This is a genomic window from Polaribacter aquimarinus (genome assembly GCF_003129485.1).
Classification (GTDB): domain Bacteria; phylum Bacteroidota; class Bacteroidia; order Flavobacteriales; family Flavobacteriaceae; genus Polaribacter; species Polaribacter aquimarinus.
In genome coordinates, this window is the sequence record NZ_QFFG01000005.1 from 233,035 (window position 1) to 257,375 (window position 24,341).

Sequence of the window (24,341 nt, forward strand, 5' to 3'; positions counted from 1 at the left end):
TCGAGTGTTTTTTGAAAAATGAAAAAAATGTATCGAGAAATCTCAAATTGACAAATTTTAAGCAATATGATTACAACAGACATACTAATTATCGGGGCAGGACCAACAGGATTATTCACAGTTTTTGAAGCTGGATTATTAAAATTAAAGTGTCATTTAATTGATGCTTTGCCACAACCTGGTGGACAATGTTCAGAGATTTATCCAAAGAAACCTATTTATGACATTCCTGCATATCCAGAGATTTTAGCAGGAGATTTAACGCATAAATTAATGGAGCAAATCAAGCAATTTGAACCTGGTTTTACTTTGGGTGAAAGAGCAGATACTATAGATAAGCAAGATGATGGTACTTTTATTGTAACGACTAATAAAGGAACAAAACATCACGCAAAAATAGTTGCAATTGCAGGAGGTTTAGGTTCTTTTGAACCAAGAAAACCATTAATTCCAAATATTGCAGATTTCGAAGATAAGGGTGTTGAGTACATTATTAAAGAACCAGAATTATACAGAGATAAAAAAGTAGTGATTTCTGGTGGTGGAGATTCAGCTTTAGACTGGGCAATTTTCTTGTCAGATGTAGCTTCAGAAGTAACTTTAATTCATAGAAGAAATGAATTTAGAGGCGCTTTAGATTCTGTTGAAAAAGCGCAAGAGTTAAAGAATTTAGGAAAAATAAATATCATAACTCCTGCAGAAGTAAAAGGAATTATTGGTACAGATAAAGTTACAGGTGTGGCTGTTGAGAAAAAAGGCGAAGACGCTTTTATTATTGATACAGACCACTTTATTCCACTATTTGGGTTATCACCAAAATTAGGGCCAATAGGTAACTGGGGATTAGAAATCGAGAAAAATGCCATCAAAGTAAACAACGCTTTAGATTATCAAACCAACATTCCAGGAATTTACGCAATTGGTGACGTAAATACGTATCCAGGGAAATTAAAACTGATTTTATGTGGTTTCCACGAAGCAACTTTAATGTGCCAGAGTGCGTATAAGAGAATCTTTCCAGATAAAAAATACGTAATGAAATACACAACAGTTGGAGGTGTTCAAGGTTTTGACGGAACCAAAAAAGAAGCGCCAAAAGCAGTTGTAAAAGCAATACAATAAAAAAAGTAGATAGGTGTTAGTAATTAGGTTTTAGAATGCTCAATTTAATTTTAAATTAGCTTTCTAAAATTTAATTGTAAAATACGAATGCTATGGGAGTTCAAAGATTTGAAGATTTAAAAGTATGGCAAAAAGCACAAGATTTTTCTGTGATAATTTATGCTAATTTTAAAAATAATAAAGACTTTTCTTTTTCAGATCAAATAAAAAGAGCTTCTGTTTCTATCTCAAATAATATTGCAGAAGGCTTTGATAGAAGCTCAAATCTTGATTTTAAAAGATTTTTATACATATCTTTGGCGTCAAATAGTGAAACTAGATCAATGTTGTATTTAGCAGTAAGATTAAAATTTATTTCCGATGAAATTTCTGAAGATTTAATCGAGAAATCTAATGAAATTGCGAAAATGCTATCGGGTTTAATAAAGTCATTAAAATAAACGAACTACTAGTACCTAATTACTAAAAACTAATACCTAGAATGATGCAAGACATCAATATAAAAATAACAGACAGAAACGGTGTAACACACGATGTTGTAGCACCAACAGATATGGCAATGAACTTAATGGAAGTTGTTCGTTCTTACGAATTAGCTGAAGAAGGAACCATTGGTATTTGTGGAGGAATGGCAATGTGTGCTTCTTGTCAATGTTATGTAAAGTCAGATCACGAATTACCTGAAATGACGGATGATGAAGACGCAATGTTAGCAGAAGCGTTTAATGTGGAAGATAACAGTAGGTTAGGTTGTCAAATCCAAATGACTCCAGAAATGGAAGGTTTAGAAGTAGAATTAGCACCAGAAAGTTAAATCTATAATGGAACAAACAGAACAAATAAAAGCAACAGAAAAATTAGTTGGTTTTAAAAACTACAGAATGTGTTTAAAAGATGCAGTAGGAGTTTTTACAAAGCAATTGATTAATAATTTGTTTGATGTAAATCATTTAGCTGAAAGTGGTCCAAAAACAAGAATACAATTCTTAAAAATTTTAGAAAGATTATCCGTTGAAAACGGAGAAGAAATTTGGAATGATTTTGAAAGTTCTTTTATTACGATAAGAAAGAAATTAGATTTAGATGCAGAAGCGGCTCATAAAAATGACCCTGCTGCAAAAAGTTTAAATGAAGTTTATTTAGCATATCCAGGTTTTTATGCAATTGCAGTGCATAGATTAAGTCATCAATTGTTAAAATTAGGTGTTCCAGTTTTACCAAGAGTAATGAGCGAATTTGCGCACAGTACAACAGGTACAGATATTCATCCAGGGGCAGAAATTGGAGAATCTTTTTTTATAGATCACGCAACAGGAATTGTCATAGGAGAAACCACTGTAATTAGAGATAATGTGCAGATTTTTCAAGGTGTTACTTTAGGTGGAATTCAAGTAAAAAAGAGTTTAGCATCAACAAAGAGACATCCAACTATAGAAAATGGCGTAGTTATTTATGCGAATGCAACTATTTTAGGAGGAGATGTAGTTATTGGAGCAAATTCAGTAATTGGAGCAAATGTATGCATTACAGAATCTATTCCAGAAAATTCGGTAGTTACAGTACAATCAGAAAATAATATTTTTCAAAAAAGAAATTAAAGAATGCAGACAAAAAGCATCATAGATTTTGTAGGAAATACACCTTTGGTGGAGGCTCAAAATATTTTTAAAAAAGAAGGCGTAACATTATTGTTAAAGTTAGAGGGAAATAATCCAGGAGGAAGCGTAAAAGATAGAGCTGCGTATTATATGATTTCTGAGGCTATCAAAAGGAAAAATATAAAAAAAGGAGATACATTAGTTGAAGCTACAAGTGGAAATACAGGTATTGCTTTAGCATTAATGGCTAAAGTTTTGGGTGTAAATATGGTCATTACAATGCCAGAAAATTCCACAATAGAAAGAGTAAAAACAATGCGTGCCTATGGTGCAAAAGTAATTTTAACTCCTGCTGAAAAAGGAATGGAAGGTGCAATTGATCACGCATTAAAATTGAAATATAAAAAGGGCTATTTTCGTTTAAATCAATTTGATAATTTAGATAACCCTAAAGCACATTATAATACAACAGGTCCAGAAATCTGGAGAGATACAGAGGGGCAAGTTACCCATTTTGTTTCTGCTATGGGAACAACAGGAACCATAACTGGAGTCTCAGATTTCTTAAAAGGAAAAAATAAAAATATTCAAATAATTGGAGCGCAACCTAAAGACGGAGCAAGAATCCCTGGAATTAGAAAATGGAGAGAAGAATATTTGCCTGCTATCTTCAAAGCAAATAAGATTGATAAAATTTTAGAAGTTTCAGAAGAAGAAGCAAGAGAAATGACCATTCGTTTGGCAAAAGAAGAAGGGATTTTTGCAGGAATGAGTAGTGGAGGTTCTGTGGCAACTGCTTTAAAAATTGCAAATTCTATTGACAAAGGTGTTGTGGTTGCCATTATTTGTGATAGAGGAGACAGATACTTATCATCAGATATCTTCGAATAAATTATAAAAAGAAGAAAAAAGTTCGTTACTTTGTCTCGAATTTAGTTCATAAACTTATTGATACGTTATCACGAAAGGCAGAGGGATTAGACCCTATGAAGCTTTGGCAACCTCTCAAATTTTGAGAAAGGTGCTACATTCTACTTTATACTGAACTTGTTTCAGTAACTAAGACAGATAACAGCGAAAAACTTCACTTTTCCTGATGACATATTGATAGAAACATCAAAATATGTCAAATATTTACAAAGCTTTACAAGAACGAATTTTAGTTTTAGATGGTGCTATGGGTACTATGCTACAAGCGTATAAATTCACTGAAGAAGATTTTAGAGGAGAACGCTTTAAAGACTATCCAACACCTTTACAGGGCAATAACGATTTGTTGTCAATTACGCAACCAGAAGCTATCAAAACCATTCACGGAAAGTATTTTGAAGCGGGTGCAGATATTGTTGAAACCAATACGTTTTCTGGAACTACAATTGCTATGGCAGATTATCAAATGGAAGATTTGGTATACGAACTAAATTATCAATCAGCTAAAATAGCCAAAGAAGTTGCCAATGAATTTACAGCTAAAGAACCTCATAAGCCACGTTTTGTAGCGGGTTCTATAGGTCCTACAAATAGAACTGCAAGTATGTCTCCAGATGTAAATGATCCTGGTTATAGAGCAGTAACTTTTGATGAATTAAGAATTGCCTACAAACAACAAACTGAAGCTTTATTAGATGGAGGTGCAGATTTATTACTGGTAGAAACGGTTTTTGATACTTTGAATGCAAAAGCGGCTTTATTTGCCATTGAGCAAGTAAAAGAAGAGCGTAATATTGAAGTTCCTGTGATGTTAAGTGGAACCATTACAGATGCTTCAGGAAGAACATTATCAGGGCAAACAGCAGAAGCTTTTTTAATTTCTGTTTCCCATATTCCATTATTATCAGTAGGATTCAATTGTGCTTTAGGTGCTAATTTATTACAACCGCATTTAGAGGCAATTGCCAATAAAACTGAGTTTGCAATTTCTGCGCACCCAAATGCAGGATTACCAAATGCTTTTGGTGAATATGATGAAACTCCAGAAGAAATGGGAGAGCAAATTGAAGAATATTTAAAGAAAAATTTAATCAATATTATTGGAGGTTGTTGCGGTACAAGTCCAGAGCATATAAAAGTAATAGCAAATATTGCTGCTAAATATAAACCAAGAGAAGCTGCCACTTTGAGCGCAGTAGAAAGGTCTTATTAAAAGGAAAGAAAGAAGATGAAAGTGAAACAAACCAAATTTATGCGTTTATCAGGATTAGAACCGCTAATCTTGAATGAAAACAGCAACTTTATCAATGTTGGAGAACGTACAAACGTAGCAGGCTCTCGTAAGTTTTTACGCTTAATTAAAGAAGAAAAATTTGATGAAGCCTTAGATATTGCAAGGCATCAAGTAGATGGTGGTGCACAAATTATCGACATTAATATGGATGATGGTTTGATTGATGGTAAAGAAGCAATGGTTCGTTTTTTAAACTTAATTGCTGCAGAACCAGATATTTGTAGAGTGCCTATTATGATTGATTCCTCAAAATGGGAAATCATAGAAGCTGGTTTACAAGTGGTGCAAGGTAAATGTGTGGTGAATTCAATTTCTTTAAAAGAAGGTGAAGAAAAATTCATATGGGAAGCTACTCAAATAAAACGTTATGGAGCAGCTGTAATTGTAATGGCTTTTGATGAAGTTGGGCAAGCAGATAATTACGAACGCAGAATAGAAATTGCAAAACGTTCTTATGATGTTTTAGTAAACAAAGTAGGTTTTGCTTCAGAAGACATTATTTTCGATTTAAACATATTTCCTGTAGCAACAGGAATGGATGAGCATAAAAAAAATGCCATTGATTTTATTGAAGCTACGAAATGGGTAAGAGAAAATTTACCCAACGTTTCTGTAAGTGGAGGTGTGAGTAACGTGTCGTTTTCATTTAGAGGAAATAATACTGTAAGAGAAGCAATGCACTCAGTTTTCTTGTATTATGCCATTCAAAATGGAATGAATATGGGAATTGTAAATCCTGCAATGTTAGAGGTGTATGATGATATTCCAAAGGATTTATTAGACCACGTAGAAGATGTAATTTTAGATAGACGTGATGATGCTACAGAACGTTTACTTGATTTTGCAGAAACTGTAAAAGGAACTTCAAAAGAGAAAACAGCAGATTTATCTTGGAGAGAAAATCCGTTACAAGACAGAATTACTCACGCTTTGGTAAAAGGAATTGATGCGTTTATTATAGAAGATGTAGAGCAAGCAAGACAAGAAGCTACAGCTCCTATTGAAGTGATTGAAGGGCATTTAATGATTGGGATGAACGTGGTTGGCGATTTGTTTGGAGCAGGTAAAATGTTCTTGCCACAAGTGGTAAAATCTGCACGTGTAATGAAAAAAGCAGTTGCGTATTTAAATCCGTTTATTGAGGCAGCAAAATCCGATAAATCAGAACCTGTTGGAAAAATATTAATGGCAACTGTTAAAGGTGATGTGCACGATATTGGTAAAAATATTGTTAGTGTGGTATTGGCTTGTAACAACTACGAGATTGTAGATTTAGGAGTGATGGTTCCACCAGAAAAAATCATTAAAACTGCAATTGATGAACGCGTTGATGCTATTGGTTTAAGTGGATTAATTACACCATCTTTAGATGAAATGGTGTATTTGGCGAAAGAAATGCAGCGTCAAAATTTCGAAGTTCCTTTGTTAATTGGTGGTGCAACAACATCTAAAGCGCATACAGCTGTTAAGATTGATACGCAATATAAAAATGCAGTAGTGCACGTAAATGATGCATCAAGAGCAGTAACAGTTGTGGGTGATTTATTAAACAAAAAAACCGCTAATGCATACGTTGCAAAATTAAAGAAAGATTACGATGAATTTAGAACTAAGTTTTTAAAACGAGGTAAAGAAAAGTCATACATTTCTATTGATGAAGCTCGCAAACGTAAATATAAAATTGATTGGGAAACTTCAGAAATTGTTAAACCAAAAGAATTAGGTATTCAAACTTTAGAACAATTAAGTTTAAAAGAATTGGTTCCGTTTATAGATTGGAGTCCGTTTTTTAGAAGTTGGGATTTACACGGTAAATTTCCAGATATTCTAACAGATAAAGTTGTAGGTGAACAAGCTTCCATAATGTATGAAGAAGCCCAACAAATGATCGCAGAAATTATTGCAAATCAATCTTTAAAACCAAAAGCAATTTTTGGGTTGTTTGAAGCAAACTCAATCAATGAAGATGATATTTCTGTTCAGAAAAAAGGCAAAGAAGTTGCCATTTTTAGAACCTTACGTCAGCAATTAAAAAAACGCGAAGGAATTCCTAATATTTCTTTAGCAGATTTTGTTGCTCCTAAAGAAAGGAATAAAACAGATTATGTTGGTGCATTTTGTGTGGCTATTTTTGGAGCACAAGAATTGGCAGATTCATACAAAGCCAAAGAAGACGATTACAATGCAATTATGGCACAAGCCATTGCAGACAGGTTTGCTGAGGCTTTTGCTGAGTATTTGCACAAACAAATAAGAATCAAACACTGGGGTTATGCAGCAGATGAAGATTTGTCTAATGATGATTTAATAAAAGAAAGTTACAAAGGAATTCGTCCTGCACCTGGTTATCCTGCTTGCCCCGATCATTTAGAAAAAGAAACGATTTGGGATTTATTAGATGTGGAAAATCAAATTGGAGTGAAGCTTACAGAAAGTTTAGCAATGTGGCCGGCAGCAGCAGTTTCTGGATATTACTTTGCCAACAAAGAAGCAAAATACTTTGGTTTGGGTAAAATTACTGACGATCAACTTACTGATTATTCAGAAAGAAAAGGGATTAAAAAAGAGAAAGCAAGAAAATGGTTACATCCTAATTTAGCAAGTCAATAAAATGGAGTTTATAGAATTACATTTAGGAAGTTATATTATTTCTCACGGTTTTGATAAGAATAATAAAGAAATTGTTGTGCATATTCCAGCAGATAAATTCGGTAAGAAACTAATAGCAATTTCTAGAATTAAGTCGTTAAGTGAAAAATATATTTTGACAGATTATGTAGAAGGAAGATGGATATATTGGGAATATCAAGAGAATTTCGAAGATGTAAAAAAGCTGCTAAATAAGTAGCGTTAGCGATTGAAGTGACATCCTTTTTGGCTGTCAGTTCGAGTAAATTTTTGAGGAACGAAAAAATTTGTACCGAGAACAAAGCAAAAAAGATAAAACGTAAAGCGCGACCTGAAAGGTAACGCCCAAGAAATATAAAATGAAGATTACAGATCACATAAAAAACGCGAACGGAAAAACATTGTTTTCGTTTGAAATAATTCCGCCAAAAAAAGGGAATAACATTCAAGATTTATATAATAATATAGATCCGTTAATGGAGTTTAAACCGCCTTTTATAGACGTAACCACATCTAGAGAAGAGTATGTTTACATAGATAAAGGCAATGGTTTATTAGATAGAAAAATTACCAGAATGCGCCCAGGAACTGTGGGTATTTGTGCAGCAATTAAGCATAAATATGATGTAGATACTGTGCCTCACGTGTTGTGTGGTGGCTTCACCAAAGAAGAAACAGAGTACGTTTTGGTAGATTGTCATTATTTAGGAATAGATAATGTAATGGCTTTAAGAGGTGATGCTATGAGTCATCAAAAATATTTTATTCCAAATGAAGGAGGAAATCATTATGCTACAGATTTGGTAAAACAGATTCAAGATTTAAATTGTGGTAAATATTTACACGATGTGATTGAGTCTACCAACAAAGCAGATTTTTGTATTGGAGTTGCTGGATATCCTGAAAAACACTTAGAAGCTCCTTCTTTGCAAACAGATTTAAAACGTTTAAAAGAAAAGGTAGATGCGGGTGCAGATTATGTGGTAACTCAGATGTTTTTTGATAACAATAAGTATTTTGCTTTTGTAGATGCAGCAAAAAAAGCAGGAATTAATGTGCCAATTATTCCCGGTATAAAACCAATTGCTGTAAAACGCCACTTGCAATTATTACCTCAAGTATTTAGAATCGACTTACCAGAAACCTTAATCTCTGAGGTAGAAAAGTGTAAAACAAACAAAGAAGTTCGTCAGGTAGGAATTGAGTTTGCTATACAACAATCCAAAGAATTATTGGCAGCAGGAGTTCCTGTTTTGCACTATTATTCTATGGGTAAAAGTGATAATATTCAAGCAATTGCATCAGAATTGTTTTAATTTTTTTTGGGCGTTTTAACGGGCTTTACACTATATCTTTTTTTCGTTCCTCAAAAAAGGATGTCGTTTCAATCCCTAACGCGCTCACTCAACGAATTCAAAAGAATAAAGACTATTGATAGATAAATAGTAAAAAGCAATTTTTTTTAAATATTGAAAGTAAATAAAATGATTACTTTTGTATATCTAAAATTAAAGTAACATTAAAAAATATAAATAAAATGGCATTAGAAATCACAGACGCAACTTTTGATGAAGTAGTATTAAAATCAGACAAACCAGTATTAGTAGATTTTTGGGCTGCTTGGTGTGGACCTTGTAGAATGGTAGGGCCAATTGTTGATGAAATTCACGCTGAATATGAAGGTAAAGCTGTAGTTGGTAAAGTTGATGTAGATGCTAACCAAGAATTTGCTGCTAAATATGGTGTAAGAAATATACCAACGGTTTTAATTTTTAAAAACGGAGAAGTAGTAGACAAGCAAGTAGGTGTTGCGCCTAAAAATGTATATACAGGTAAAATTGATGCAGCTATTTAATAGTTTAACATTTTATAATATCACAAAGGTTTGGCTAACGTCAAACCTTTTTTTATTTTAGAACTTTACAATTCAAACAATTTCACTTCATTAATTTTTAGAAATTATATTCTATTTTTTTCTGTATGTTATTTTGTTTTTAAAGTTTAAAGCCTAAAACTAAATCAATGAAGAATTTACTATGTTTTTTAATTCTCTTGTCTTTTTTTTCTTGTGATAATAAACAGGAAAAATTAACCTTAGAAAAAGGAATTTCTTTCGAATTAGCAAAATATAGAAAACAACAAATTTCTGATGTTGTTTATGATGTGCACTTTAAAATTCCTAAAGAGAAAAAAGCTCCAATAGCTTCAAGATTAGAACTCAATTTCACAATTAACGACTTAAAAAATGATGTTTTTCTAGATTTTAATGAAGATGCTTCAAAAATAAAATCGATTAAAATTAACGGAGAAATATCAGAGATTAAACATCAGAAAGAACACGTAATTATTGATAAAACTAAACTGAATTTAGGTAAAAATTCAGTAGAAATATTTTTTGATGCAGGCGAAGTTTCTCTCAATAGAAATGATGAGTTTTTATACACATTATTAGTTCCAGATAGAGCAAGTACGTTGTTTCCTTGTTTTGACCAACCGGATATAAAAGCGAAATACAATTTAAGAATTACAGCACCTAAGGATTGGAAGGTTTTAGCTGGCGCTTTCGAAGAAAGTGCAATAGAAATTGATGGTTTTGTAGAGCATACTTTTGCAACATCAGATGTAATGAGTACCTATTTATTTTCTTTTGTGGCTGGTAAATTTACAGAAGAAACTAAAAACCCTGGGACGTTTGATATGCGCTTTTTATACAGAGAAAACAATAAAGAAAAAATAAATGAAAGTGTAGATGAAGTGTTTAAAATTCACCAAAATTCTATAGATTTTTTAGAGGATTATACAGTTGTGAAATTCCCGTTTCAAAAAATGGATTTTGCAGCAATTCCCCCTTTTCAATATGGAGGAATGGAACATGTTGGCGCAATTCAATACAGACAATCTTCTTTGTTTTTAGATAAAAATGCTACTCAAAACAGAAAGTTAAGAAGAGCAAAATTAATTGCACACGAAACCTCTCATATGTGGTTTGGAGATTTGGTAACAATGCGTTGGTTTAATGATGTTTGGATGAAAGAGGTTTTCGCCAATTTTATGGCAGATAAAATTGTGAATCCAGTATATCCAGAAGTTAATCATAGATTAAGTTTTATGATGTCTCATTACCCAAGTGCGTATTCAGAAGACAGAACAAAAGGCACTAATGCAATTCGTCAATATTTGGGCAATCTAAAAAATGCAGGTTCTTTATACGGAAGAATCATCTACAACAAAGCGCCCATTATGATGCGTCAATTAGAGTATTTGTTAGGCGAAGAAGCGTTTCAACAAGGAATTCAAGAATACATTAAAACTTACCAAAACTCCAATGCAGATTGGAATGAGCTCGTTTCAATTTTAGATAAAAAATCTGCAGGAGATATTAAAAGGTGGAGTGATGTATGGGTGAATTCTTCTGGAAGACCTATTTTTTATGAAGAAATTGAAACCAATGAAAAGGGCAATGTCATTAAGTTTGTAATCCATCAAAAAGCAGAAGATGGTTCTAATAAGATTTGGACACAATCTTTTAAAATCAAATTGATAGATGAAAGAGGATATCAAAAAATTATTGGAATTAAAAATATGGGAAAATCTTTTGATATTACTTCAGCTACCAAAGATTTTAAACCAGGTCAAGTTTTATACAATACCAACGGATTTGGTTATGGTGTTTTTCCCATTTATAAAGATAAAATCAATACTTATAAAGATATTAAGGACGAGGTTTCAAGAGGATATCAGTTTATCAATTTATATGAAAATATGCTGAATGGAGAAGTTTCTCCTTTAGAAACCTATAAAGTCTATTTAGATGCAATTCAATCTGAAAAAAATGAGTTGATAACTAATTATTTATCTGGGAGACTTCAGAATGTATTTTGGACTTTTTTAAATGATAAAGAACAAAAAAATATTCAGAATGAAACTGAAATTAAAATATATAATTTGTTAGAAAGTGAATTACCAAAAAATATAAAAAGAACACTTTTTGGTTTGTATCAATCTATTGCTTTTTCTAAAGTTGGGGTCAATAATTTATATGATATTTGGAATAAGGAGAAAACCATTAAAAACCTCTTTTTAAATGAAAATGATTTTAGTTCTTTAGCAATGCGATTGGCTATTTTTAAGCATCCAAAAGCAAAGGAAATTTTAGAGCAACAACAATCACGAATTTCAAATTCAGATCGATTAAAACGTTTTAAATGGTTATTACCCTCTTTATCCTCAGATGAAAATGTGAGAGATAATTTTATGAAATCACTTTTAGAAAAAGAGAACAGAGAAAAAGAATCTTGGGTGCAAACAGCTTTGAATAATATGCATCATCCATTGAGACAAAAATCATCCTCTAAACATTTAAAATCAATTTTAGATAAATTAGATGAGGTACAACTAACAGGTGATATTTTCTTTCCTAAAGGATGGTTAGCTAGTTCTATTGGAAATTATTCTTCAAAAGAAGCCAAAAATATTTTAAATACGTTTTTAGATGATAATCCAAATTACAATCCTATTTTGTTAAAGAAATTATTACAAACAACTGATAATTTAAAGCGAGCACAAAACATTAAAAAGTAACATGAATTTATCAGAAGTTAAATCAGCAGAAATAAAAAACTTAGACTTGTTAGCAAAACAAGTGGTAGAGGGTTTTATAACGGGTATGCATAAGAGCCCATTTCATGGGTTTTCTGTTGAGTTTTCAGAGCATAAATTGTATAATAAAGGAGAGAGTACACGTCATATCGATTGGAAATTGTTTGCAAAAACTGAAAAACTATACACCAAAAAATATGAAGAAGAAACCAATTTAAGATGCCATATTATTATCGATAATTCTGCATCAATGCATTATCCCATTGTAAAAAAACAATCTGTTGATAGCTTAAATAAAATTGGTTTTTCTACAGTGGCAGCGGCTGCTTTAATGGAAATTTTAAAAAGACAAAGAGATGCTGTGGGCTTAAGTATTTACTCTAATATATATGAATATTATGCTCCAGAAAAGGGGAGTGAGCGTCACAGAAAAATGTTGTTACATCAATTAGAACAGTTATTACTTTCAAAATCGAAAGCAAGTACAGAAACCTATAAATACCTTCACGAAATTGCAGAAAAAATACACAGGCGTTCTTTGATTTTTTTGTTTACAGATATGTTTCAAACGACTAAAGAAGATGAAGCGTTATTCGAAGCTTTAAGGCATTTAAAATATAACAAACACGAGGTGGTTTTGTTCCATACATACGATGCTGAAACCGAATTTAACTTTGATTTTGACAATTCTCCTAAGAAAATGGTAGATCTAGAATCTGGAATAGAAATAAATATTCATTCAGAAAATGTTCAAGATCAATATATGAAATTGATAAATAATTACTTTAATAATTTGAAAAATAAATGCTTACAGTATAAGATAGACTATGTTTCTGTGGATATTAAATCTGGGTTTAATCCTGTATTAACTAAATATTTGGTGAGTAGAAGAAATTTTAAATAAAATTTATCTTTTTTGTTTGCAAATATTAAAATCTATTATATATTTGCACCCGCTATAAGCAACGGTCTGGTAGTTCAGCTGGTTAGAATACCTGCCTGTCACGCAGGGGGTCGCGGGTTCGAGTCCCGTCCAGACCGCAGAAAAGGGAAGTTTTACTTCCCTTTTTTTATACTTGAAATTTTGTTTTCTTTTCCTTAAAATTTTTGCTTTTTTGTTTATAAACACTTGTTTTTAAGATAAATATTGATTTTTAATTTTTTTTTATTTAAGTTTGTTTCTTAAATAATGTCATTAAATCCCTATATAATGAATAAAAAAACACTTCGCTTCTCTCATTGCTTTATGCAATTAAAAATTTATTTTCCAAAAAGAATAATTGTTAGGTTGCTTAATATGAGTAACTTGTAATCGTTTTTTATTTAAAAAATTAAAAATCCCCTCCCCTTATGATTTTAAATAAAAAGAAATTATTCAAAGAAATAATTTATTCATATAATAAGACTGCTCTTTCAATATTAGTTTTAGCATTATTATTTCCTTTGTTTACTTTTTCTCAGGCAACCTTTGTTGGGAGTAATTCTAATTGTATTAATACTAATGTGAATTCTATTACAATTAATATCCCTTCAGGTAATGTTAATGATTTACTTATTGCTGCAATAAGTTCTGATGAAAGAAATACTCAAACCTTTAACACTCCTTCTGGTTGGACTTTAATTCAATCTAATATTGCTCCTAATACCAATGCTTCATTAGCAGTGTATTATCGAGTTGCAGATGGTTCAGAAGGAGCAACTCAGGCATTTACTGTAGGTCTAAATGACGAACTTTGTGGGGCAATTATAAGATATGATGATGTTGATAACTTGCCAAATCCAATAGACGTTTCTGCTCTTGCAAGAGCCAATACTGGATCGGCAAACCCTCCAGCTATAACAACAAATAATAATTCTTCTACAGTAATAAATATTGTTGCTGTAGATGATACAGGTTCAATGTCAATACCATCTGGAACAACCGAAAGAGTCAATAATCAAAGTGACGCTCATCGTTTAGGTATTGCAGATGAGCAGCAATCAGTTGCAGGTTCAATTAATCCAAGTACATGGGGAAATTCTAGTCAAGAATGGGTAGCGGTTACTTTAGCTTTTGGAGGTGTTGTAGTTATAGATCAATGCGATCCGGCAGCTTCTGGTAACACAGATTCAGATGGAGATGGTGTTTCTGATATTTGTGATTTAGATGATGATAACGATGGTGTCATAGATACAGATGAATATAATGGAACAACATACGGAAGCCAGGATTTAGGAGGTCTTTTAGCTTCTACAGGTACAGGTACTTTTGATCGAAAATCTGGAGTTGTAAATAATCTTACGTTTACATCTTCACCTGTAGGACAAGATGGTACTTATATTTATACAGATATTAAAGAAACAGAAGTAGGTGCAGGTTTTATTAAAGCAACTTTTTTTCAAGATGGACAAGGAACAGGTGGTACATCTGGGACAAGTCTAGGAGTTGTAGATGTAGATGCAGATAGAGTAAGTGAAACTACTATAGCAGACTCTTATATAGCATCAAACTATATAAATATGATAGATTTTGATACCGACATCTTTACATTTACAATACAAACATGGTCTACTACAGGTTTATATACCTCTCCATCTGATATCAATTTTGTAGTTTATGATGGAACAGCTACTTTATCTGCTGCAACAGATTTAGGTGGTGGAGTTTTTGAATATACCCTAACCGGTACTTTAGAGAATAATTCAAAACTTAGATTATCTTCAGCATCTGGCGAATTAATACAGCGCTTTATTTTTACTGGTATTGCAATGCCAAATAGATCTGGAGATAGAATACAGTTCGATTTTCAAAACAATATCGAAACTGCTATAGACACTGATAAAGATGGTATAGCGGATTACTTAGACCTAGATTCTGATAACGATGGTATACCTGATGTTGTAGAATCTGGAGGAACAGATTCAGATAGAGATGGTAGAGCAGATGGTATAGTTGGTGCATTAACTACAACCTATGGTATTCCTAGTACAGCAACTACTGGTCTTTCTCTAGTAAATTCAGATAGTGATGCAATACCCGATTATTTAGATATTGATTCAGATAATGATGGTATTCCAGATAATATAGAAGCACAAACATCTTTAGCTTACATTCCACCTAGTGGAATTGCTACTTCTATGAATGATGCAAATAATAATGGTGTTGATGATGATTATGAAATTAGTGGTAATATTGGTTTTGATCCTGTAAATACTGATTTAACTGATAATCCAGATTATTTGGATGCAGATTCTGATAATGATGGATACGACGATATTTCTGAAAATAGAGATACTAATAATACTCTAAGTAATTCTGATACTGATGGAGATGGTTTAGATAATAATTTTGATGATAATAACGACTCTAGTATTAATGGTTTTACTGTAAACGACGGATTAGGAACCAACCATAAAGTTACAGATATTGCTAATTTAGAAACTGCATTTGGAGATGAAGATAGCGATTTTAATCCAGGCTCTGGTGATGTCGATTTTAGAGATCGATTAGATACCGATAGAGACTCTATCGATGATGTAGAAGATTTAGATGATGATAATGACGGTATTTTAGATGTAGACGAATGTAATGGTACTATCAGTACAGAAAAATTAGGAGGTCTTTTAGCTACTACAGGTAGTACTTTTGTTCAGAAATCTGGAGTTGTAAATGATCTTTCATTTCCTTCTTCTCCAACTCCACTAAATAGTACTTATACTTATACGGATATTAGAGAAACAGAAGTAACTTCAAACTCAATTAAGGCAACCTTTTTTAGAAATAATCAAGTTAGTTCTGGTGGTATTGGAACGTTAGACGTAGATGCAGGCAGCGTCTCTGAAACTACATTAATCAATTCTTATGTAGCTTCAAACTATGTAGAATTTATAGATATAGATGCAGATGTATTTACCTTTACACTACAAGTATGGTCCGTTTCTGGTCTCTATACGAATTCATCTGATATAACTCTGACTAAAACTGGAGGCTCTGGTACTTTATCTGCATTAACAGATCTCGGCGGAGGCGTGTTTCAATGTACAGTATCTTCAGCTAGTAGTGGTCATAATACTAAGTTTACCCTTTCTTCCACTTCAGGAGAATTGATTAAAAGATTTGTATTTACAGCTACAGATATTCCAAATACCTCGGGAGATAGGATACAAGTTGATTTTATAAATAGTATTTCTACCTGTACTGATGAAGATGATGACGGAACCCTAAACTCATTAGATACAGACTCAGATAATGATGGTTGTCCTGATGCTTTAGAAGGTAATGGAGGTTTTGTGTATGCAGATTTAGATACTAATGGTAGAATAGATAATCCAGTAAATGACAATGGAATTCCTGTTTTGCCAGGAACTGCAGGCGCTGGTACTACAGGTCAGTCTGATGTTAGTTCAACAAATGCAGCAGTACAATCGGCAGAATGTGATTCTTGTAATCCTTTAAGTACTCAATTTGTAGATACAGATTTAGATGGAATAGGAAATCGTTGTGATTTAGATGATGACAATGATGGTGTTTTAGATGCTACAGAATGTAATGGTACCCTTACTAATGAAAAATTAGGAGGCCTTTTAGCTTCTACTGGTAGTACGTTTGATCAAAAATCTGGAGTTGTACATAATCTTTCATTTCCATCTTCACCTATTTCGCTTAATGGTACCTATTCTTATACAGATGTTAGAGAAACGGAAGTCTCCTCAACTTGGATTAAAGCTACATTCTTTAGAAATAATCAAATTAGTTCAGGTGGTTTAGGAACTATTGATGTAGATATGGGTAAAGTGTCAGAAACTACTTTAGCAAATTCTCACGTTGCTTCAAATTCAATAGAATTTATAGATTTCGACGCAGATATTTTTACATTTACGCTACAAGTTTGGTCAGTTTCTGGTTTATATAACGTTCCAACAGATATTAATTTGGTAGTTAGTGGTGGTTCAGGAACCCTATCAGCAGCTACAGACTTAGGAAGTGGTGTATTTCAATACACGATATCTTCAGTAAGCAGTAATCATAATACGAGATTTATTCTTTCTTCTGCTTCTGGAGAGTTGATTAAAAGGATGAAATTTACTGCTACGGACATACCAAATCAATCAGGTGATAAAATACAAGTTGAATTTGTAAATGTAGTTTCTACATGTAGTGATACTGATGGTGATGCAATAGCAGATTATAAAGATTTAGATTCTGATGGTGATGGTTGTCCAGATGTTTTAGAAACTGCTGTACCAGCTTTATTAACAAGTGCAGATATTGTTAATGGAGATGGAATAACCAATACTTCTATCAATACAGAAAATGCAATAATTAACACAGCACTAATACCAGTTGGTACAAATGGATATGCCAATATTTTAGAGAATGCAGACACAAGTTCTGCCACCGCCCTTAATGCTTTTGTAGCTTCGAATTACACAACATATGCAACAGAAAATAATGTAAATGGTTGTGGTGTGCCAATGATAACGCAAGTGTATTGGAAAGGAACTGAAAAAATAATCGAAGTTACAAATAAAGAACCTGCAAAAATAGTAGTTCCTTATGCTGTAAATGTGAATTTCTTTAATGAAGGTACAACAACATCAAGAACAGCTACTACCGCAAATACTTCTGAAATTACTGCAGGTTCTTCAATTTTAGTTTCTGCTGGTTCAATCACAGCACAAACAAATGGAGCTACAGTTTTAACAAGTTCTGACGCAATTGCTTTTGATAATATAGATGACATTATTACAATTTCTAGAAGTGGTAAAGCTAGTGATGTTGTTGCCTATAACTCAAGAATTGATCAAGTAAGTGGTTTAACAGATAATACTGCATTGGTAAGAAAAGATGAGGTTTTAGAAGCTAATACAACCTACACAGCAACTGAATGGGTTTCTTTTGTTGATGATAATTTAAATCCTTACAGGGATCTAGATTTAGGTGGGCCAGAAAGACATCCTCACGCTCCATTACTCTCAGAAATTACTTCAGGAGTGAATGCCGAGGCAAATGCTTTATTAGGTTTACATAATTTTGGGTCAACAAAAAGAGTAGGAGGTGTCTGGGATAATGGATTTCCAGATAGGTCTAGACATGTAGAAATAAATGAAAACTACAATCATAATTTGTTACAAACTAAATTAGAAGCAAGAAAATTATCTGTCAACAATAATAGTAAATTTGCGGTAACTAATAATTTATTAGTTGTAACTGATGAAGTGGTACTTACAAATACTAGTGATCAGATTCGTTTAGTAGGCAATTCTCAGATGATACAAACTCATACTGGTGATAAACAAGTTTCGGGTAATGGTAAATTATTAGTAGATCAAAACTCAACAGTCTCTAGTTTATATAGATTTAACTATTTTAGTTCACCAGTAAATAATGCTTCTGGAGATACTACATTTTCTGTAGAAACCATTTTAAAAGATGGTACCACTCCATTAGATGCCAACAGTTCAATTGGAACAATTGCAAAAGATATAACATTTGTAAGTGGTTATGATGGAGCTGCAACAGATCCTATTTCTCTAGCAGATTATTGGATTTTTACATTTAAACCTTCTTCAGGTAGAGTTTCTAATTGGGTTCAAAAAGGTAAAAGTGGTTTAATTTCTGAAACCGATGGATTTATACTAAAAGGACCAAATAAAGCTCAGAACTATACCTTTGTTGGAACTCCAAAAGATGGTGATTTAGATGCTCCAATAGATATCGGTGCTAATCAATCTTATTTGATTGGTAATCCCTATGCATCATCATTAAGTAGTAAGAAATTTATTGAAGATAATATCAATTCTATAACAGGTACCCTGTATTTTTGGCAACACGTAAGCGAAGTAGATAATAGTGGTTCAGGGATAGGGGGTCATAATTATTCTGGCTATATTGGTGGTTATGCGACAAGAAATATAGCCATGGGTTTATCTGCAAATGATCCTTCTAAAGTAGGAGCATATGATGTTACCCTTGAGGCAGAAGATGCTTCTATAAGTGGTACTATAGCATCTGTTCAAGGAGCAAGTACAGTATTAATTAATAGTTTAGATGATGTAATAGAATTTAAAAATATCATTAAAGGAGTTGACACTTTATCTATAAACTATTCATCAACTTTATCAAAAAAAATAATTATTAAAGTCAATGGTATTGTTCAAGGTAATTACACGTTACCAAGTTCAGTAGCTCTGTCAACATTTGATATAGTTTTATGTATAGAAGCAGGTAGTGATGTAGTTATAGAATCTGATGATTTAAATTTAGCTTATATTAATAATATTCGCCTACAAGACGATGACGGGAAAATTGGTTGTTCTTGGTCTCCTGTAAGTTCTAATGCAGATTTAATCCCGAAAGCTTATATTCCGATAGGACAAGGCTTCTTTATACAAGGAGATGATGTAGATGGCGGACCTATTGTATTTAATAATAGTCAAAGGGAATATAAAATAGAAGGTTCAGATTCTCAATTTTTTAAAGCATCGAAAACAAATTCTAAATTCGAAAAAGAATATAAATTGCCTATTCTTAAATTAGGTATGGATTTTTTAAATGAAAACGGAATAAGTATTCATAGACGAATGGGAGTGTCTTTTAAAGAAAATAATTCATTTGCTTTTGATAAAGGATACGATAGTGAACTCTATGATCTTGGATTAACTGATGTTTTTTGGAAATTTCCAAACAACGAATCAAAATATATAATTGCTGGTGTACAAGATATCTCTGACGATTTAGAGGTGCCTTTTGATATTGTTATGAACTACGATGGTAGTGTTGTAATAAAAATTGATGACATTGAAGCTATAGATAGAGAAGTGTTTATTAAAGATAAAATTACCGAAAAAACTTACTTGTTAAACAATAAAACTGTAGCCTTACAATTAAATAAAGGATTGCATTCCAATAGATTTACTTTAGCCTTTAAAGGAACAGTTTTATCTACTAGTACCAATACAAATGAAATATTAGAAAATAATATTTTAGTTTTTACTAATACAAATGATTTAATTATTAATAACTATTCTGAATTAGAAATTGATAAAATAGAAGTTTTTAATATTTTAGGAAAAAAATTAAATCATTGGAAAATTAATGAAAATCTTAAATCTTATAAATTAAGAATTAACAAAGAACTTTCTACAGGAGTTTATATTGTAAAAATTAACTCTGATAAAGGAGAGATAAACAAGAAAATAATCTTGAAATAACTAGAATTTATTAAAATAATAATATGTCCCTAAGAATTACCCATCCTATTGTTTTTGTTTTGCTTTTTATTATGAGCAATAATATTCAATCTCAAAACCCAAGTACTTTATATCAAAATTGGGTAAATGCACAAGTTAATAGTACTACACCTATATTACCTACTTTTAGTTATGCAGGCTATTATAATGGCGAAATTGGCTTACCAAGCTCATTCACCCAGACGGTTTATGATGTTACTCAAAGTCCATTTAATGCAGTACCCAATGATAATAAATCTGACAAAGAGGCTATAAAAGCTGCTATAGCAGCTGCCGAAGCAAACCCAAATGGAGGAATTATTTTCTTTCCACCAGGGAGATTTATTGTTCATGATACAAATCCAGAAGAATCTGGGGTGGCTGCAGATAATGGTTTTGAAGTAATTAGAATTTCTAAAAGTAATATAGTAATTAAAGGTAGTGGGTCTGGAGTTGGAGGTACAGAATTATACCAAAAGAGTTATACAGATCACGTTGATAAAGCAACCAAAGATTATGTGTGTCCGTATATGATTTTGTTTTGGAATGGAGAAGATTCAGCCAATACATTTATTACTAACGTTACTGGAAATTCAGATAGAGAAACACATACTGTTACTGTTGCTAGTACAACAAATATTGCTGTTGGACAGTGGGTAGAATTGTATGTGAAAAATACAGATTCTAATTTTGTAAATGAAGAGCTGTCGCCTCATACTACAGCAGATTTTTATCAACCTAATAGCTTAAAAATTGTAAATGATGGGGTAGAAGTTAGAGAAATTCATAAGGTTGTAAGTAAAACAGCAACTACCATAACTTTTAAAGAACCCATTCATAGAGCTGTAAATGCTGCATATGGTTGGAAAATAAACAATTTTAAAGCATTAGAAGGAGTTGGAGTTCAAGACTTAAAATATACAGGAGGTTTTATCTGGGATCACATTCATCATAGAGCGCCTCAAGAAGCTGATCAATATCCAGGAGAAGCAGTCGGAGGACCTCATGCTTTTTTAAGTTCATCTGGTTGGAGTGGAATTCAATTTAACCACGTTGTAAATGGATGGATAACGAATGTAGAATTTTCTAACATGTCTCAAGTAGCTCAATTTAAGTTTTCTGCCTATTCTACAGCGTTAAGTAATACATATACAGGTAATCCTGGTCATAATTTTATAACAACTAACTCTGCAACAGGTTGTTTAATAGGTAAGAATATAGATAATACAACTGGGGTATGGCATAGTTGTGGTGTTAATGCGTTATCAATAGGGAATGTGCTTTGGAGAAATGAAAGTCCACAGAATGGCGAGTCTGGAACAGAAATTCATGCAAGTCAACCAAGATCTACTTTAGTAGATGTTTCTAAGGGTGGTTTCTTTTTTAATCAAGGTGGTGCCACAGGATCATTACCAAATCATTTAAAAAACCTTGTTTTATGGAACTTTGAAGGAGTTTCTTATCAAAGCACTGATGTAAAATCGTTTAGGCCTAACTCTGAAACAAGATATGCAAAGTTTATAATGCCTATTATTTCTGGGTTAAAAGGATTTACCATGTCTACAGATGCAAATCAGTATCAAGTTAATGAATCTCAAGGAACTCATGTAGATGAAACCTCTTTATACGAATCGCAACTTGCTTATAGATTAGGAGCATTACCAAATTGGATTACAGGTGCAGTAACAGAAACACCATTAACAAAAAGAACCATTTATTTTGAGGACTTTAGGTATGCAAATACTGGAAGAGGTTTCGAAATTAAAACAGTTAATCTAGGAGGTCAAACAAGTGGTAATGTATTTAAAAGAATTAATGATATTGTTGGCGTTAGCTACGGAAATGCAAATGAAGATAGCAATAACCTTTTTGATGTAAATACTGATAGAGAATTAAATAGAATTCCTAATGGAACACCTTTAGCGGTTTCAGGTTCCAACCCAACTTCTCTTAGAGCTCTGGCTGTAGTTGGTAATAATGGTACCGATAATTTTGGTATTGATTCGTATGCAGTTTTTACAACATTAGATTTAACGAGTTCTAACGGACTTATTGGAGCTGACGATGATTATATATATGCAAGTTTTTGGTCGCAATTAAGATATGGTAAAGATGCTGGAGCAAATATTTCACTTAAAGTCTCTACAGATTATTCTGGAGATGTAGCTACAGCAACTTGGTCTCCAATACCTCTACACTCAGGCAAGTTTGGTAATGAAGTAGATCACCTAAAATATGTCAAAGGAATTGTAGATCTTAGCTCTTACAATAATAGTACTACAGTAACTCTTGCTTTGCACTACGTTGGAAACGCTGCAGATGGTGATGCTAATCAAGTAAATGGTACTTTTTATTTTTCAGATTTAAAATTTACAGCCCAAAATAAACCTCTGTCAAATACCTGGGATGGTAGTACTGATTCTAATTTTAGTGAACCTGCAAATTGGGATACCAAAGCAGCACCTGTAGGTAATGCAAATAACATAGCGATTCCTGCTGGTTTAACAAATTATCCAACACTAACTAGTGGAACAAATTTGAACGTAAATAGTATTTCTATCGCTTCTGGGGCAACCTTTAAAGCAGATGGTAGTGCTACAGTTACAGGTAATGTAACCTACAATAGAAACCTTTCTTATATGGCAGGTAATGGAGAAGGATGGCATTTAGTAGGATCTCCAGTATCAGGTCAGGTATATAATAATGCTTTTGCAACAACTAATTCTATAGCGTCTGCTGGGACTAAAAGAGGTATAGCAACCCATAACAATGAATCTTTAACTAATCATTGGTCTTATCTTGAAAATAATGACAGTAATAGTGGAACTTTTGGAGTAGGAACAGGCTATTCTATTAAAACGAGTAAAACAACAGATATTTCATTCACAGGCTCATTAAATACCAATGAAGTAAATAAAGGTATCACTATTGGAGCTGGGTCTGCATATAATTTAATTAGCAACCCTTTTACTACGTTTATTAATAGTGGTGCATTTTTAAGTTTGACAGAAAATTCTAATAAATTAACAAGTCAAACGATATGGATTTGGAATCCAACATCTAAAAATTATGAGAGTAAGATTACTCTAAATGCTTTTAAGGTGGCACCAGGTCAAGCTTTTTTTGTTAAATGTGCAGTTGCAGGAGATTTAAAATTTAAAGAGGAAATACAGAGTCATCAAAATTCAGATACTTTCTTAAAGTCAAAGGCTATACCAGAAATACAATTAAATATAACCGATGGTAACTTAGAGAGATTTACAAAAGTTTTTTATTTAGAGAATGCTACAAGAGGTTTTGATAATGGTTATGATGGTGAAACATTTGCGGGAGCTTCAAATTCTTTGGATGTTTTTACGCAGTTATTAGAAAATAATCAAGGAGTAAATTATCAAATTCAATCATTACCAAATTCAGACTTAGAATCTATGGTGTTACCAGTAGGAGTAATAGCAGGAAATGGTAAAGAAATCACTTTTTCTGTTCAGGCGTTAAATCTGCCTCAAGGAATAAAAGTTTTTTTAGAAGATAAATTAACCAATACTATTACTCGTTTAGATGAAACAAACGCATCATACAAAATTACACTTTCAGAATCTATAAATGGTATAGGTCGATTTTTTCTACATACAAAACCATCTTTTACTTTAAGTTCTGTAGATGATTTATTGAAAGATATAAGTGTTTTTAAAGTGAATAACCATACTTTGAGGATTGTGGGTTTACAATCAGGAAATGCGAATGTTAAAATGTTTAATGTATTTGGACAAAAAATGATGGATTTAAATTTTAAAAACAAAAATGTTAAAGATATTTTTATTCCAAAATTATCAAAAGGAGTATACGTAGTAAAGGTTTCTTCTAAATATGGTAAAATGAATAAAAAAATAATTCTAAAATAGAATACCAAGAAATTATCTAAATAAAGAAGAGCCGATATATCTAGTTATCGGCTCTTT

General features: G+C 32.3%; 14 protein-coding genes, 1 tRNA gene and 1 riboswitch. All 15 genes read left to right on the top strand.

What is annotated here, in order from left to right; all coding sequences use genetic code 11:
* The first annotated feature begins 66 nt into the window (after positions 1–66).
* The 15 genes from DIS07_RS12145 (at position 67) to DIS07_RS12215 (ending at position 24,284) form a co-directional block, all read left to right on the top strand.
* Entirely contained in the window at positions 67–1,122 is a 1,056-nt protein-coding gene (locus DIS07_RS12145) for an NAD(P)/FAD-dependent oxidoreductase (RefSeq protein ID WP_109405527.1), read from the top strand.
* A gap of 92 nt (positions 1,123–1,214) precedes the next feature.
* On the top strand, positions 1,215–1,562 hold the full coding sequence (locus DIS07_RS12150) for a four helix bundle protein (protein ID WP_109405528.1): 348 nt from the start codon (positions 1,215–1,217) through the stop codon (positions 1,560–1,562).
* 44 nt (positions 1,563–1,606) lie between these two features.
* On the top strand, positions 1,607–1,936 hold the full coding sequence (locus tag DIS07_RS12155) for a 2Fe-2S iron-sulfur cluster-binding protein (RefSeq protein ID WP_109405584.1): 330 nt from the start codon (positions 1,607–1,609) through the stop codon (positions 1,934–1,936).
* A gap of 7 nt (positions 1,937–1,943) precedes the next feature.
* Positions 1,944–2,720, top strand: a complete 777-nt coding sequence (gene epsC, locus DIS07_RS12160; RefSeq protein ID WP_109405529.1) for a serine O-acetyltransferase EpsC — start codon at positions 1,944–1,946, stop codon at positions 2,718–2,720.
* A 3-nt stretch (positions 2,721–2,723) separates the two neighbouring features.
* Positions 2,724–3,611, top strand: coding sequence for a cysteine synthase CysM (gene cysM / locus DIS07_RS12165; protein ID WP_109405530.1), 888 nt, complete (start codon positions 2,724–2,726; stop codon positions 3,609–3,611).
* 62 nt (positions 3,612–3,673) lie between these two features.
* A riboswitch (SAM riboswitch) is annotated at positions 3,674–3,795 on the top strand.
* A gap of 48 nt (positions 3,796–3,843) precedes the next feature.
* Positions 3,844–4,863: a homocysteine S-methyltransferase family protein gene (locus DIS07_RS12170; protein WP_109405531.1), complete on the top strand. Its 1,020-nt coding sequence runs from the start codon at positions 3,844–3,846 to the stop codon at positions 4,861–4,863.
* A 15-nt stretch (positions 4,864–4,878) separates the two neighbouring features.
* Positions 4,879–7,554: a methionine synthase gene (gene metH, locus DIS07_RS12175; protein WP_109405532.1), complete on the top strand. Its 2,676-nt coding sequence runs from the start codon at positions 4,879–4,881 to the stop codon at positions 7,552–7,554.
* 1 nt (position 7,555) lies between these two features.
* Positions 7,556–7,792: a hypothetical protein gene (locus DIS07_RS12180; protein ID WP_109405533.1), complete on the top strand. Its 237-nt coding sequence runs from the start codon at positions 7,556–7,558 to the stop codon at positions 7,790–7,792.
* A gap of 139 nt (positions 7,793–7,931) precedes the next feature.
* Positions 7,932–8,888, top strand: a complete 957-nt coding sequence (gene metF, locus DIS07_RS12185) for a methylenetetrahydrofolate reductase [NAD(P)H] (protein WP_109405534.1) — start codon at positions 7,932–7,934, stop codon at positions 8,886–8,888.
* 221 nt (positions 8,889–9,109) lie between these two features.
* Positions 9,110–9,427, top strand: coding sequence for a thioredoxin (trxA, locus tag DIS07_RS12190; protein ID WP_109405535.1), 318 nt, complete (start codon positions 9,110–9,112; stop codon positions 9,425–9,427).
* Positions 9,428–9,594: 167 nt separating this feature from the next.
* Positions 9,595–12,153: a M1 family metallopeptidase gene (locus DIS07_RS12195; RefSeq protein WP_109405536.1), complete on the top strand. Its 2,559-nt coding sequence runs from the start codon at positions 9,595–9,597 to the stop codon at positions 12,151–12,153.
* A gap of 1 nt (position 12,154) precedes the next feature.
* Positions 12,155–13,075, top strand: coding sequence for a DUF58 domain-containing protein (locus DIS07_RS12200; RefSeq protein WP_109405537.1), 921 nt, complete (start codon positions 12,155–12,157; stop codon positions 13,073–13,075).
* A 63-nt stretch (positions 13,076–13,138) separates the two neighbouring features.
* Positions 13,139–13,212, top strand: a tRNA-Asp gene (locus DIS07_RS12205).
* 309 nt (positions 13,213–13,521) lie between these two features.
* Complete coding sequence (locus DIS07_RS12210; RefSeq protein ID WP_109405538.1) at positions 13,522–20,364, top strand: T9SS type A sorting domain-containing protein; 6,843 nt, start codon at positions 13,522–13,524, stop codon at positions 20,362–20,364.
* A gap of 23 nt (positions 20,365–20,387) precedes the next feature.
* Positions 20,388–24,284, top strand: a complete 3,897-nt coding sequence (locus tag DIS07_RS12215) for a DUF4955 domain-containing protein (protein ID WP_109405539.1) — start codon at positions 20,388–20,390, stop codon at positions 24,282–24,284.
* The last annotated feature ends 57 nt before the right edge of the window (positions 24,285–24,341 follow it).

Coding starts and splice junctions, on each gene's coding strand:
- DIS07_RS12145 (WP_109405527.1), top strand. CDS start 67: ATGATTACAACAGACATACTAATTATCGGGGCAGGACCAACAGGATTA.
- DIS07_RS12150 (WP_109405528.1), top strand. CDS start 1,215: ATGGGAGTTCAAAGATTTGAAGATTTAAAAGTATGGCAAAAAGCACAA.
- DIS07_RS12155 (WP_109405584.1), top strand. CDS start 1,607: ATGCAAGACATCAATATAAAAATAACAGACAGAAACGGTGTAACACAC.
- epsC (WP_109405529.1), top strand. CDS start 1,944: ATGGAACAAACAGAACAAATAAAAGCAACAGAAAAATTAGTTGGTTTT.
- cysM (WP_109405530.1), top strand. CDS start 2,724: ATGCAGACAAAAAGCATCATAGATTTTGTAGGAAATACACCTTTGGTG.
- DIS07_RS12170 (WP_109405531.1), top strand. CDS start 3,844: ATGTCAAATATTTACAAAGCTTTACAAGAACGAATTTTAGTTTTAGAT.
- metH (WP_109405532.1), top strand. CDS start 4,879: ATGAAAGTGAAACAAACCAAATTTATGCGTTTATCAGGATTAGAACCG.
- DIS07_RS12180 (WP_109405533.1), top strand. CDS start 7,556: ATGGAGTTTATAGAATTACATTTAGGAAGTTATATTATTTCTCACGGT.
- metF (WP_109405534.1), top strand. CDS start 7,932: ATGAAGATTACAGATCACATAAAAAACGCGAACGGAAAAACATTGTTT.
- trxA (WP_109405535.1), top strand. CDS start 9,110: ATGGCATTAGAAATCACAGACGCAACTTTTGATGAAGTAGTATTAAAA.
- DIS07_RS12195 (WP_109405536.1), top strand. CDS start 9,595: ATGAAGAATTTACTATGTTTTTTAATTCTCTTGTCTTTTTTTTCTTGT.
- DIS07_RS12200 (WP_109405537.1), top strand. CDS start 12,155: ATGAATTTATCAGAAGTTAAATCAGCAGAAATAAAAAACTTAGACTTG.
- DIS07_RS12210 (WP_109405538.1), top strand. CDS start 13,522: ATGATTTTAAATAAAAAGAAATTATTCAAAGAAATAATTTATTCATAT.
- DIS07_RS12215 (WP_109405539.1), top strand. CDS start 20,388: ATGTCCCTAAGAATTACCCATCCTATTGTTTTTGTTTTGCTTTTTATT.